Source organism: Methylobacterium sp. Gmos1 (assembly GCF_053764715.1).
This window is the reverse complement of the sequence record NZ_JBSNCC010000001.1, coordinates 231,058-243,814: the sequence shown is the minus strand read 5'-3', so window position 1 is coordinate 243,814 and position 12,757 is coordinate 231,058. Positions and strand designations below refer to the sequence as shown.

General features: G+C 73.1%; 14 protein-coding genes. 10 read left to right on the top strand and 4 right to left on the bottom strand.

Annotated elements, in window-relative coordinates:
• The first annotated feature begins 3 nt into the window (after positions 1–3).
• From ACS5PV_RS01120 to ACS5PV_RS01110, 3 genes are all read left to right on the top strand, one after another.
• Entirely contained in the window at positions 4–1,983 is a 1,980-nt protein-coding gene (locus ACS5PV_RS01120; protein ID WP_455393877.1) for a 4Fe-4S binding protein, read from the top strand.
• A gap of 130 nt (positions 1,984–2,113) precedes the next feature.
• On the top strand, positions 2,114–2,815 hold the full coding sequence (locus tag ACS5PV_RS01115; protein ID WP_455393547.1) for a hypothetical protein: 702 nt from the start codon (positions 2,114–2,116) through the stop codon (positions 2,813–2,815).
• Positions 2,812–3,276, top strand: a complete 465-nt coding sequence (locus ACS5PV_RS01110) for a hypothetical protein (protein ID WP_455393546.1) — start codon at positions 2,812–2,814, stop codon at positions 3,274–3,276. Before ACS5PV_RS01115 ends, ACS5PV_RS01110 begins: the two co-directional genes overlap by 4 nt.
• Before the next feature lie 31 nt (positions 3,277–3,307).
• Here the strand turns inward: ACS5PV_RS01110 and ACS5PV_RS01105 are convergent, their stop codons facing one another.
• Positions 3,308–4,594, bottom strand: a complete 1,287-nt coding sequence (locus ACS5PV_RS01105; RefSeq protein WP_455393545.1) for a c-type cytochrome — start codon at positions 4,592–4,594, stop codon at positions 3,308–3,310.
• Positions 4,595–4,850: 256 nt separating this feature from the next.
• Between ACS5PV_RS01105 and ACS5PV_RS01100 the strand changes: the two genes are divergently transcribed.
• Complete coding sequence (locus ACS5PV_RS01100; protein WP_455393544.1) at positions 4,851–6,134, top strand: ArgE/DapE family deacylase; 1,284 nt, start codon at positions 4,851–4,853, stop codon at positions 6,132–6,134.
• 51 nt (positions 6,135–6,185) lie between these two features.
• Here the strand turns inward: ACS5PV_RS01100 and ACS5PV_RS01095 are convergent, their stop codons facing one another.
• On the bottom strand, positions 6,186–6,554 hold the full coding sequence (locus tag ACS5PV_RS01095) for a hypothetical protein (RefSeq protein WP_455393543.1): 369 nt from the start codon (positions 6,552–6,554) through the stop codon (positions 6,186–6,188).
• Positions 6,555–6,700: 146 nt separating this feature from the next.
• Between ACS5PV_RS01095 and yciA the strand changes: the two genes are divergently transcribed.
• The 3 genes from yciA to hemW all read left to right on the top strand — a co-directional run bounded on the left by yciA (position 6,701) and on the right by hemW (position 8,776).
• Positions 6,701–7,120 carry an acyl-CoA thioester hydrolase YciA gene (gene yciA, locus ACS5PV_RS01090; protein WP_455393542.1) on the top strand — a complete coding sequence of 140 codons (420 nt, stop codon included), beginning with the start codon at positions 6,701–6,703 and terminating at the stop codon, positions 7,118–7,120.
• Positions 7,117–7,443: a YkgJ family cysteine cluster protein gene (locus tag ACS5PV_RS01085; RefSeq protein ID WP_455393541.1), complete on the top strand. Its 327-nt coding sequence runs from the start codon at positions 7,117–7,119 to the stop codon at positions 7,441–7,443. Before yciA ends, ACS5PV_RS01085 begins: the two co-directional genes overlap by 4 nt.
• 169 nt (positions 7,444–7,612) lie before the next feature.
• Entirely contained in the window at positions 7,613–8,776 is a 1,164-nt protein-coding gene (hemW, locus tag ACS5PV_RS01080) for a radical SAM family heme chaperone HemW (RefSeq protein WP_455393540.1), read from the top strand.
• A gap of 115 nt (positions 8,777–8,891) precedes the next feature.
• On the opposite strand, the gene ACS5PV_RS01075 is transcribed toward hemW, so the two are convergent.
• Entirely contained in the window at positions 8,892–10,130 is a 1,239-nt protein-coding gene (locus ACS5PV_RS01075) for a penicillin-binding protein activator (protein WP_455393539.1), read from the bottom strand.
• A 150-nt stretch (positions 10,131–10,280) separates the two neighbouring features.
• On the opposite strand from ACS5PV_RS01075, the gene rsmI reads away from it, so the two are divergent.
• The 3 genes from rsmI (at position 10,281) to ACS5PV_RS01060 (ending at position 12,023) form a co-directional block, all read left to right on the top strand.
• On the top strand, positions 10,281–11,246 hold the full coding sequence (rsmI, locus tag ACS5PV_RS01070; protein WP_455393538.1) for a 16S rRNA (cytidine(1402)-2'-O)-methyltransferase: 966 nt from the start codon (positions 10,281–10,283) through the stop codon (positions 11,244–11,246).
• A complete protein-coding gene (locus ACS5PV_RS01065; RefSeq protein ID WP_455393537.1) occupies positions 11,230–11,616 on the top strand; it encodes a YraN family protein in 387 nt (128 codons plus the stop codon). The genes rsmI and ACS5PV_RS01065 overlap by 17 nt, the downstream gene beginning before the upstream one ends.
• A gap of 191 nt (positions 11,617–11,807) precedes the next feature.
• Entirely contained in the window at positions 11,808–12,023 is a 216-nt protein-coding gene (locus ACS5PV_RS01060; protein ID WP_455393536.1) for a hypothetical protein, read from the top strand.
• Positions 12,024–12,228: 205 nt separating this feature from the next.
• Here ACS5PV_RS01060 and ACS5PV_RS01055 read toward each other — a convergent pair whose 3' ends face one another.
• Positions 12,229–12,615 carry a response regulator gene (locus tag ACS5PV_RS01055; RefSeq protein ID WP_093564427.1) on the bottom strand — a complete coding sequence of 129 codons (387 nt, stop codon included), beginning with the start codon at positions 12,613–12,615 and terminating at the stop codon, positions 12,229–12,231.
• Positions 12,616–12,757 lie beyond the last annotated feature (142 nt).

The following is a 12,757-nucleotide window of genomic DNA, read 5'->3' as shown; positions in this document are numbered from 1 at the left end:
AGCATGCCCCTCGACGCGGCGGCGATCGGCAAGGCCTGCGGTGGATCGTTGCAGACGGGCGACCAGCTCTGCGGCCGCGAGCTGGAGCGGGTGCGGGCCGCGATGGCCTCAGGGATGCCGGTCACCGTCTCCTGCACCCTCAAGGCGCCGCTGTTTCGCGAGGTGGCCGAGGAGCTGGGCGCCGAGGACCGCGTCGCCTTCGCCAACATCCGCGAGACCGCCGGCTGGTCGCGCGAGGCCGATGCGGCGGGGCCGAAGATGGCGGCCCTGCTCGCCGCCGCCGCCGAGCCGATGCCGTCCCCGGCGAGCGTGAGCTTCGAGAGCCGGGGCGTCGCCCTGGTCTACGGCCGCGACGAGGTCGCGATCGAGGCGGGCCAGCGTCTCGCCGACCATCTCGACGTCACGGTGCTGCTCTCCCGCCCCGGCGATGTGACGCCGCCGCGCACCGGCGAGATCCCGGTGCTGAAGGGCACCGTGCGGGCGGCGAGCGGCCATCTCGGCGCCTTCTCGCTCAAGGTCGACGACACCGCCCTGCCGCTGCCCTCCTCGCGCCGGGTGCTCGCCTTCGGGCCGGCGCGGGACGGCGCGACCTCGACCTGCGACGTCATCGTCGACCTCACCGGCGGCACGCCGCTCTTCCCGGGCCACGAGCTGCGCAGCGGCTACCTGCGCGCCGATCCCGGCGACCCGGCGGCCCTGGAGCGGGTACTGTTCGAGGCCTCCCACCTCGTCGGCACCTTCGACAAGACCCGCTTCGTCGATTTCCACGCCGACCTCTGCGCGCACTCGCGCTCGCGCATCACCGGCTGCACCCGCTGCCTCGACGTCTGCCCGACGGGGGCCATCCTGCCTGCCGGCGACCACGTCGCCATCGATCCGCATGTCTGCGCCGGCTGCGGCTCCTGCGCCTCGGTCTGCCCGACCGGGGCCGCGGCCTACGCCCTGCCGCCGGCCGACGCGCTGATGCGGCGCCTGCGCACCCTGCTCACCGCCTTCCACCGGGCGGGCGGTACCGCCCCGGTGCTGCTGGTCCACGACGAGGCGCACGGCGCGCCCCTGATCGACGCGCTATCCCGCTTCGGCGACGGGCTGCCGTCGGACGTGCTGCCGTTCCCGGTCAACGAGGTGACGCAGGTCGGCCCCGAGACGATCGCCGCGGCGCTGGCCTACGGCGCGGCCGGGGTGCGGTTCCTCGTCCGGGCACGACCGAAGCACGACGTCGCGGCCCTCCTGCGCAACGCCGCCCGGTTCGACGCGGTGGCCCGGGCCCTCGGCTACGGGCCGGCGGAGGGCGGCGTGGTCGTCTCGCTGATCGAGACCGACGACCCGGACGCCTTGGGCGCTGCGCTGGCCGCCAGCGCCCGCGGCACGCCGGCGCCGGTGCCGTCGGGCTTCATGCCGGACGGCGACGTGCGCGGGGTCCTGCGCTTCGCGGTCTCGGAGCTGCACCACGCCGCACCGCGGCCCGTCGACCGGGTGCCGCTCGACCCCGGCGCGCCCTTCGGCGGCCTCGATTTCAAGGCGGAGGCCTGCACCCTGTGCCACGCCTGCGTCGGCGCCTGCCCGACGGGCGCGCTCGCCGACGATCCCGACCGCCCGCGCCTGACCTTCGCCGAGAGCGCCTGCGTGCAGTGCGGTCTGTGCGCCGCGACCTGCCCGGAGGACGCGATCGGCCTCGTGCCGCAGCTCGACTTCGCCGCCTGGGCCGCGCCGCGCCGGGTCCTCAAGGAGGAGGAGCCGTTCGATTGCGTCACCTGCGGCAAGCCCTTCGGCACCCGCAGCACCATCGAGCGGGTGATCGGCCGGTTGCAGGACCGGCACTGGATGTTCGCCGGACCGGCGGGGGAGCAGCGGATCAAGGCGCTGATGATGTGCGACACCTGCCGGGTCTCGCACGTCCTCAACCAGGGCTTCGACCCGCACGAGGCGGAGGACCGGCGGCCCCGGACCTCGGAGGATTACTTCCGGGCGCGGGAGGGGTGAGCCCGCGCCGCCCAACGAGCGTGCGGGATCGTCCCGTCGGGTCATGCGACATGGACGTGCCGCCGCTGACTCGCTAACCTTTCGCTCACCCGATTTTTTCCAGTCCGGAATCGTTGTGGGCTCCGCCGCCATGGACCGACCGACGGACGACGTCCTCGACACGCTCGCCGCTCACCTCAACCGTGACGGTATCGTGGACTATGCGGATCTCGTCGCGGCAGATGACGCCGCCGACCTCTCGATGCCCGCGCTCTCGGCGGCGTTGCGCGGCCACGGCTATCGCGGGGCGGACCTTCAAAGCCACAAGATCGAGACGGAAACCGACACGATCGCGATCGCCTACGACTTGGACCGCTTCCGCAGCGATCGCTCGGCCGAGGCGGCCTGGACCGCGCTTCGGCGCGAGGCGCGGCGCCAGCGCGTCGAGCGCCGCGTGGAGGACTGGCTCCGGCGGCTCGACGATCTCAAGGCGCAGATCGGTCGCTGGACCGCCGACGATCCGCTCATCGAGATCGTCGACCGCCCCCCTGTCCCGATGAACGAAGACCTCATGCGCGAATACGGCGTCGAAGCGCGTGCCATGCCGTCCTTCGACGTGCTCTCGCAACGCCGCCGCGCCGTCCGGTGCCAGCCCAAGGGTCTGTGGACCCTCGGCGGAAACGGCCGGGTCGACCTCGTCACGCCGGCTTCCGCGCTGATCCTCGTCGACCGCTCGGAGCCGTTGAGCTCCCCGCCCCGATGGACGGTCTACAGGCCTCGGGACAGAACGCGTGGCGTCTCCTTCGACGGCGAGGTGTTTCGTCACGTGGTCGAAACCGGCGATCTCCCGTGAGCGTCTTCCGCGAGCTCGCGGATCAATATGCGATCACGGACAGTACCTTCGCGGCGCTGGAGAGCCAGGCCTTCGCGCAAGACGACGATGGCGCCTACGATCTCGCGGTGCGGCAGCGCGAACACAACGATCGCGCCTACTTCCTGTATCTGTTCACCCGGTTCGAGAACGCCGTGAACGAGGCGGTGGGACGATTGCTCTCTGCCCGCTGCACCGCTTCCAGCCCCTGGCCGGAGCGTCGCGTCTGGGAGACGGTGCGGAGGAGCAAGCTCGCGGACGTCGCGTTCCTGATCCGGGTCCAGTTGCTGCTCGACAAGTCGCTGGCCGAATACGCGTATATCCGTCGCCTCTATGACAGCCGCAACGGCATCGGGCATGGCGGGGACTGGACGCAGCCCTACGACGTCGCAGATGTCGCGGCACGGCTGGAGACGATCATCGGCACGTTCCACGTCGATTGAGGAAGAGTCTTGGCCAGATCGGGCGCTCACCTCACCGCGTCGCCTTCTCCAGGAACCGCATCAGCGCCGCCCGGTCCTCCGCCGCGCCGATCGTCTGCTCCGGCATCCGGGTGCCGGGGGTGAAGCGGGCGGGGCCGACCTCGAACAGGCGGGCGACGGTCTCGGGCGTCCACACGATGTCGAGCTGCCGGAAGGCCGGGGAGTAGGGGTAGCCCGGTGCCGTCCCGATGCGGCGGCCGAACACGCCGTGGAGGGTCGGCCCGGCCCGGTTGCCGCCGTCGGGGGTCAGGGTGTGGCAGGCCTCGCAGGCGCGAAAGACCTCCGCCCCCCGGTCGCCCGCGAAACCCGCGAGCGGATCGGCCGGGCGGGCCATGGCGAGCGGGCCGATCGGCTCGCCGGTGGACAGGTCCCAGCGCCGCACCAGCCGGTCGCCGCCGCCGGTGACGAGTTCGTCGGCGCCGCGGAAGGCCAGCGACCAGACCGGAAGGCCGGGCCCGACCAGGGTCAGCCGCACCCGCGCCCCGGCCCGGTCGACCACCGCCACCGCGCCGCCGACCGTCGCGGCGGCGAGCGTCCGCCCGTCGGGCGAGAGGGCGAGCGCCACCACCGGCCGGGGACCGATCTCGATCCGTGCCCGGATGGCGCCGTCCAGGCGCAGCAGGTGCAGGGCGCCGTCGGCGCCCGCCGCCGCGATCTCGCCGTCGGGGGCGACCGCCACGGCGTTGACGGGGGCTTCGAGCTGCACCGTCAGCGGGGGGCCGGCCTCGGGCCAGATCCGCACGGTCGCGTCGTAGCCCGCGGTGACGAGGCGCCCGTCGGGCAGGAACGCGACGCCGTTGACGTTGCCCTGGTGGCCCTGCCGCACCAGCACGGGGCCGCCATCGAGGGGCGTGATCCGGGCGGTGCCGTCCCAGGAGGCGGAGGCGATCCGCCGCCCGTCGGGTGCCACCGCGAGGCCGGAGACCGGGCCGGCATGGGTCGCGAGGATCCGCTCGGGCTCGGATCCCTCGCGCCAGAGCGCGACGCGCCCGTCCTCGGCCCCGGTGAGAAGCCCACCATCGGGCAGGAGCGCGACGGCGTTCACCGCCCCGCTCATTGCCCCGTCCTCTGCCCGCAGCACCCGGAGCGCCGTGCCGTCCTCGACCGACCACAGGATCGCCGAGCCGTCGAAGCTGCCGGACAGCGCCCGGCTCTCGTCCGCCGTCACGACGAGCGCCCGCACCGGGCCGCCATGGCCGCGCATCGGCGCCTCGGCGCGGGCCGCGACGGGCATGAGGCTCAGGAGGGCGGCGAGGAGGAGGGACAAGAGAGCGGGCATGCGGGCAGGTCCGGGCGGCGTGTGCCGGGTCTACGCGCCCGGATCCCGGGCCGGGAAGGGGCCGGAACGCCACGGCCCCGCACCGGATCGGCCGGACGGACGGACGAGACGGCGACCGCGACGCGCGCGGGCCAGATCGCGGAGCCGTTTCGAGCCTCCGACGCGGACGGGCCGCGCAACGCCGCGCGTGCCCCGCGCATAGGTCGCATCCGTCCTCCCGGGCTATGACGGGACGCCCGCTTCGAAGGAGCTCCCGATGTCCCTGGACCCCGCCCTGCGCGACCGCATCGTTACGGCCGTCGCCGACGGCTTTTCCGACCAGATCGCCCACACCCAGGCACTGATCCGCTTCCCCTCGACCCGCGGGCAGGAGCAGGCGATCCAGGACTTCGTGTTCCGCCAGTATCGCGAGCGCGGCTACGCCATGGATCGCTTCGCAATGGACCGGGCGCGGATCGAGGCGCATCCGGGCGGAGCGACGTTCAGCCCGGAGCATTCCGAGGCGCCGATCGTCGTCGGCATCCACCGGCCGCGGGAGGAGCGGGGGCGCTCGCTGATCCTCCAGGCCCATGTCGACGTGGTGCCGCCGGGCCCCGCCGATCTCTGGACCTACCCGCCCTTCGAGCCGGTGGTGGAGGGCGACTGGCTCTACGGCCGCGGCGGCGCCGACATGAAGGCGGGCCACGCCGCCAACCTGTTCGCCCTCGACGGCTTGCGCCGCATCGGGCTCCAGCCCGCCGCCACCGTGACGCTGCAATCGGTGGTGGAAGAGGAATCGACCGGCAACGGCGCCCTGATGACCCACCTGCGCGGCTACCGGGCCGACGCGGTGCTGATCCCCGAGCCCGAGGAGGAGATGCTGGTGCGCGCCAATACCGGCGTGCTGTGGTTCCGGGTTGAGGTCCGGGGCCGGCCGGTCCACGTGCGCGAGATGGGCACGGGGGCGAACGCCATCGACGCCGCCTACCGGGTCATCGGGGCCTTGCGCGGGCTGGAAGCGCGCTGGAACGCCGACAAGGCCGGGCGCCCGCATTTCGAGGGCGAGGCGCACCCGATCAACCTCAATATCGGGCGGATCGAGGGCGGCGACTGGGCCTCCTCGGTGCCGGCCTGGTGCCGGATCGACTGCCGCATCGCGATCTATCCCGGGGTGAGCGCCGCGGAGGCCGCCCGCGAGATCGAGGCGGCGGTGGCGTCCTTCGCCCGCGACGACGCGTTCCTCTCGAACAGCCCGCCGAGCGTCACCTTCCACGGCTTCTTCGCCGAGGGCTACGTGCTCGACGAGGGCTCGGAGGCGGAAGCCGTGCTCGGCCGGGCGCACGAGACGGCGACAAACAGCGCGTTGAAGAGCTTCATGACCGCCGGCTACCTCGATACCCGGGTCCACGCCCTCTACGACCGGGTGCCGGCGCTCTGCTACGGCCCGAAGAGCGAGAACATCCACGGCTTCGACGAGCGGGTCAGCCTCGCCTCGCTCAAGCGCATCACGACGGCGATGGCGTTGTTCGTCGCCGAGTGGTGCGGGACGGAGGCCGCCTGAAGGGGCGGGCCCTCGCGGGCCCGCGCGCTGGTCGATCGTCGCTGCGCCGACTTAGTCGAAGCTCCGCTTGGCGCCCGACCCGCCGAGGCTGATCTTGCGGGTCTGGGGCGCCGCCGGGGCGGCCTGGACCGGCTTGGGCGGCGGCAGGTGGGCCTGGCCGTGGACCACGGCGCCGATCTCGCCGAGCGCCTTCACCAGGTCGTCCTTGTCGCAGGTGCGGGCGACGACGAGGCCGAGCTTGTGGGTGTGGCTCTTGGCGTAGAGGTAGCCCGCGAGCTTGGCGCGGGTCTGCACCGGCAGGGCGTTCAGGAGGTCCGGCAGGTCCTCCGGCTCGGCCCGGTAGATCTCCCCGAGGGTCGCGAGCGGAACCGGGCAGTCGCGGTCGGCTTCGGCGCCGCTGGTGGGATGGCCCTGGATCATGATGCGTCCTCCGGCTGATGGCTTGGCGCCGAAACTAGGGCCGCCCACGGGAGGAAGAAACCGTGGGGGCCTTCGAATCGGGGCGCTCGCACTCCGGCGCCTCGATGCCCTATGCTCGCCCGCGAGACCAGGGGGGAGCGAGCATCATGACGACGGACACGGCGACCGAGGCGGTGCGCCCGCAGGGTGAACTGACGGTGCGCACCATCGCGATGCCGGCCGACACCAACGCCAACGGCGACATCTTCGGCGGCTGGGTGATGTCGCAGATGGACCAGGCCGGCGGCATCGCCGGGGTCGAGCGGGCGCAAGGTCGCGTCGTCACGGTGGCGGTCGATGGCATGACCTTCCTGCGCCCGGTCCGGGTCGGCGACGTGCTGTGCGTCTATACCCAGGTGGTCGGCACCGGCCGCACCTCGATGCGGATCCAGATCGAGGCCTGGGCCCGGCGCTTCCGCACCCAGACCCGCGAGAAGGTGACGGTGGGGGTGTTCACCTTCGTGGCGATCGACGACGACGGCCGGCCGCGCCCGATCCCGGCGGTGGCGCAGGCCTTGAGCCCGTGACGCAAGGACACGCGGATCCCGCCGCCTTCGCCGCCCAAGGATTCTCTTGCCAGGAATGCGGCGCCTGCTGCGCCTACTCGGCCGAGTGGCCGCGCTTCAGCACCGAGGACGATGCCGACATCGCGCGGATTCCGGCGGCTTACGTCGACGATCCGGCCGGGCGGATGCGCTGCGAGGGCGAGCGCTGCTCGGCCCTCGACGGCCGTGTCGGGGAGCGCGTGGCGTGCAAGGTCTATGCGGTCCGCCCCGAGGTCTGCCGCACCTGCGAGCCCGGCGACCCGGAATGCCTGATCGCCCGGCGGCATCACGGCCTGCCGGTCTAAGCGGACGAAGCGTTGGCAGGCCAACGCTTCGTCCGCTTGGATTCTTGTTTTGCCGCAGATTTTTGGCGCCGAACCGGCAACCACTTCGGCGAAATCTGCTGAGGCGCCGCAGCCCCTTCGCGCCGCAGGCCCCCTTGCGCCGGAGGCCTAAGGCCGGCACATCCGCCGGATGATCGATCATCCGACCCGGGACGTCGGCTTCGGGGTCTACCTGCACTGGCCCTTCTGCGCCGCGAAGTGCCCCTATTGCGACTTCAACAGCCATGTCCGCCACGGACGCCTCGACCAGGCACGGTGGCGGGGCGCCTTCGCGCGCGAGATCGCCCACGCGGCGTCCCTCGCGCCGGGGCGGACCGTCACCAGCATCTTCCTCGGCGGCGGCACGCCCTCGCTGATGGAGCCCGAGACGGTGGGGGCACTCCTCGACGCGGTGGCGGGCGCCTGGAATGTGGCGCCGGACGTCGAGGTGACGCTCGAGGCCAACCCGACCAGCGTCGAGGCCGGGCGCTTCCGCGGCTACCGGGCGGCGGGGGTCAACCGGGTCTCGCTCGGGGTGCAGGCCCTCGACGACGCCTCGCTGAAAAAGCTCGGCCGGCTGCACAGCACCGAGGAGGCGATGCGGGCGGTGGCGACCGCCGCGGCGCATTTCGAGCGCTACTCGTTCGACCTGATCTACGCCCGCCCCGACCAGACGCCGCAGGCCTGGGCGATGGAGCTGCGCGAGGCGATATCCCGGGCGGCGGAACATCTGTCGCTCTACCAGCTCACTATCGAGGAAGGGACGCCGTTCTACGGGCTCGCCGCCGCCGGCAAGCTCACGGTGCCGGACGACGACACGGCGCGGATCCTCTACGACGTGACGCAGGAGGTCTGTGCGGCGGCCGGCCTGCCGGCCTACGAGATCTCGAACCACGCCCGGCGAGGGGCCGAGTCGCGCCACAACCTGCTCTACTGGCGCTACGGCGAGTATGCCGGCATCGGCCCCGGCGCCCATGGCCGGCTGGTGCTGCCGGAGGGCCGCACCGGCACCTCGACCGAGCGCAACCCGGAGGCCTGGCTCGCCCGGGCCGAGGGCGCGGGCCACGGCATCGTCGAGACGGAGCGCTTGAGCGGGAGCGACCAGGCCGACGAGTTCCTGATGATGGGCCTTCGCCTGCGCGAGGGCATCGACCCCGCCCGCTACGCCGCGCTCAAGGGCCGGCCCCTCGACCCCGAGCGCGTTGCCGGGCTCGTCGCGGCCGGGCTCGTCGCCCGGACGCCGGACGCGCGGCTGGCCGCGACGCCGAAGGGCGCGCCGGTGCTCAACGCGGTGGTGGCGGAGCTGGCGGCCTAAGCAGACTCGCGTTGGCAGGCCAACGCTTCGTCCGCTCAGGTTCTTGTCTTGGGTTCTTGTCTTGCCGCAGATTTTTGGCGCCGAACCGGCAACCACCTCGGCGAAATCTGCTTCGCTACGTCCCCGACGGCCCGAGCGCCCGGGGCGCCGGGCTGACGATCGTCGCAGCCCCGCCGCGGATCTCGAACACCGCGAGCGTGCGGTCGCTGGTGCCCTCCGGGCGGAACCGGAAGGTGCCGTCGATCCCGGCAAAGCCCGAGGGGTTGGTCAGGGTGGTGTCGGCGAAGCGCTGCGACCCGTACTGGCGGTTGAGCGCCGCGGCGAGGGACACGGCGTCGTAGGACAGCGTCGCGACCCGCACCGGGTCCGAGCCGAACTTCGCCCGGTAGCGCTGGCTGAAGCCGGTGAAGCCCGCCGGATCGGCGGCGGAAAACCAGCCGCCCTGGAGGGCCGGGAGGGCGAAGACCCGCGGATCGTTCCACACCGCGGTGCCGACCGGCTTGACCCGGGCCGGGCTGAAGCCGGCGCGGGCGAGCGCGCTGCCTGCGGCGGCGAGGCCCTCGGGCGTGTCAGGCAGGAACAGCGCGTCGGCCTGCGGCGCCGGGCCCGAGACCAGCGGGGCGAGGCGCCCGACCGAGGCGGCGGGGTTGCCGGGCGGATAATGCTCGATCGCCACCACGCGGCCGCCGCGGCGGGCCACCGCCTCGCGGAACTGCGCCTCGACGACGCGGCCGTAGGTCGAATCCGGGATCAGGGCCGCGAACGAGCGCCGCCCCGCCGCCGTCGTCTCGTCGATGATCCGGTCGACCTCGGTCTGCGGCAGGAAGCTCAAGAGGTAGACGCCGCGCGCCGCGACGCTGGTATCGGTCGAGAAGGCGATCACCGGCTTGCCGCTCGGCCGCACCGTGGCGGCGGCCGATTGCACCGTGGCGGAGAAGAGCGGGCCGATCACCAGCTCCGCCCCCTCGGCGAGCGCCGCCGCCGCGGCCTCCCGGGCGCCCTCCGGCGTGCTGCGGTCGTCCTTCACCAGGATCTTCAGGTCGGGGCTCTGCGATTCCTGCAGCGCGAGGTCGGCGGCGTTGCGCAAGGCGGCGCCGACCGTCGCGCCGGGCCCCGAGAGCGGCAGGATCAGCGCGACCTTGACGCTGCCGGTACCGAGCGTCGTCCCATCGCCGGAGGGTGCGGCCGGCGCCTCGACCGGCGGCGCTGTGCGGGTGGCGACGACCGGGCTGTCGACCCCGCCGCAGGCGGCGAGGCCCGCCAGCGCGGCGAGCGCCAGGGCGTTCCGTCCGAAACGCCTCAGAGTGTCGAGGCCGATGCCCCCCATCGCCCGCTCCCCCGGTCCGGCTTCCATGCGCGGCGAGTCGGCCCCGCGAATCGGCGCCGGCAACCTCGCAGCAACATCCATGCCCGGTGCATAAAGTCTGCCGACGAAAAGTAAACGACCGCTCTTTTGCCGCCGCGCCGTGGCGCGGGGCCGGCCGGGCGTGGCATGATGGCGGCGATGACCCAGCGCAGCGATGATTCCCGCCCACGTACCTCCGGCCGCGCGACCGGCCGCGGGCCGGCCGTCTACACCGCCTTCGGCCTCGCCGCCGAGGCCGAGCCCCTGTCCCCCGGACTGCACGTGGTGGCGACCCCGATCGGCAACCTGAAGGACGTGACCTTCCGGGCGCTCTCGACGCTCGCCGCCGCCGACGCGGTGCTGGCGGAGGATACGCGCGTCACCCGCACGCTGCTCGCCCATTACGGCATCACCACGCCGCTCGTGGCCTATCACGAGCATTCGGGGGAGGGGGTGCGCGAACGGATGATCGCCCGCATCAAGGACGGCGAGGCCCTGGCGCTGGTCTCGGATGCCGGCACGCCGCTGGTCTCGGATCCGGGCTTCAAGCTGGTCCAGGCGGCGATCGAGGCCGGCCTCGCCGTGACCCCGATCCCCGGCCCCTCGGCGGCGATCACCGCGCTCGTCGCCGCCGGCCTGCCGACCGACCGGTTCTTCTTCGAGGGGTTCCTGCCGCAGAAGAGCGGGGCGCGGCGCAGCCGCCTCGCGGTGCTCGGCAGCGTGCCCGGCACGCTGGTGCTGTTCGAGGCCCCCCACCGCCTGCCCGAGATGCTGGCCGACGCCGCCGAGGTTCTGGGCGGCACGCGCCCCGTCGCGGTGGCGCGCGAATTGACCAAGCTGTTCGAGACCGTGCGCCGGGGCGACCTCGCGGGACTCGCCGCCGAGTACGCGGCGGCGGGCCCGCCGAAGGGCGAGGTGGTGGTGGTGATCGGCACCGCGCCCGACGACGCGCCGGGGCCGGAACACGACGCCGACCTCGACGCGCGGATCGAGGCGGCGCTCGCCCGCCACTCGATCAAGGACGCCGCCAGCCTCGTCGCCGACGAGACCGGGCTGAAGCGGCGCGAGGTCTATGCCCGCGCCCTCGTGCTCGCCCGACGCGCCGACGATGCCGGCGAGGCGTGACGCCGCGCGCCGCCGGCTCGACCTCGCCCGCGGCCGGCGGGCCGAGCTCCTGGCGGCCCTCGCCCTCGTCCTCAAGGGCTACCGGCCGCTCGCCTGGCGCGTCTCCCTCGGCGGCGGCGAGATCGACCTGATCGTGCGCCGCGGCGGCACGATCGCCTTCGTCGAGGTCAAGGCGCGGCCGACCCTCGCGGCGGCGCAGGACGCGATCGACGCGCGCAAGCGCCGTCTGTTCTCCGGCGCCGCCCGGGCCTGGATCGCCCGCGCGCCGTGGAGCGCCGGGCTCACGCTGAGGGCCGACGCGGTGTTCGTGGCGCCGGGCCGCTGGCCCCGCCACGTCGTCTCGGCCTTCGAGCTGGAGATGGGCCGCTAGAGCGCTTCACGATCGCGCTGCAATCGCGAAGCGCTCTAGGTCTTTGATTGTGCCGCATTTTCTACGACGAACCGGTATCCACTTCGTCGGAAAATGCTCTAACCCGAATTTCCCGATTCCGTTCATCTCGCGTGCAGCGCAGCATGCTTAAGCTCGCAGGCGCGGTGGGACCGGGAGCAGGGGGGCACGAGATGCGGAGCGGTTTCGGATGCGAGTCCTGCGGCTCGCCGGGGGTGCGCCTGCCGGCCGACCTCACCGACGACGCGATGATCCGGTGCGACGGCTGCGGCTGCACGCTGATGGCCTGGGGCGCGTTCAAGCGTCGCGTCGAGGCGCAGGAGGCGGCCGACGCGCGCGAGCCGGCGGAGCGGCGGGCGGTCGCTGCGGCGCAGCGGGTCGGGCGCTGAGGCGGCCTCGGTCTGGGACGATGTCGAAGGACGGGTGGGCGCGCGAACGTCTCGCGACGTCGTCCCGGTGACGCGTCGCTGCCCGGAGACAGGAAGAGGCGCCGGTTCTCATCCAGCGCTTGCGCAGGGCCGCTCGAGATCACGCTTACCGGACCGGCAGCCTCGAAAAACCCTCGGACATCCGGGCTCCTCGAGCGCCCGCGCCTCAGCCCCCCGCGGCGATCGCGGCGATCAGGGTACGCTTGAGGTCCTGCTGGCTGAACGGCTTCTGCACCACCGGGCGGTCGCGGAACGGCTCGCGGATGCCGGCGCCGCCGTAGCCGGTGGAAAACACGAGCGGCAGGCCGCGGCGCACGATCGCCTCGGCGACGGGGTAGATCGGCTCGCCGGCGACGTTGACGTCGAGGATCGCGACGACGAAGCTCTCGCTCTCGGCCATCTCGAGCGCCTTGCTCAGCCGGGCCGCCGGACCCACGACCTCGCAGCCGAAATCGAGCAGCATGTCTTCCAGCAGCATCGAGATCGCCGCCTCGTCCTCCACGACGAGGACGCGGGCACCGTTCAGGAGGTCTTCGCTTGTGTCCGTGCCCACGCCGGAGTTCTTTCCCTCATCGCCCCGTATCGAGGCCCGATCGACCTGTCCCTGCCGCAGCGGCAACCGCTCGACCGTCAGGGGTTCCCTCCGCCCGCAACCCAGGCGGGTCCGCGCCGGCCGCCAGGACCTGCGCCGGTGA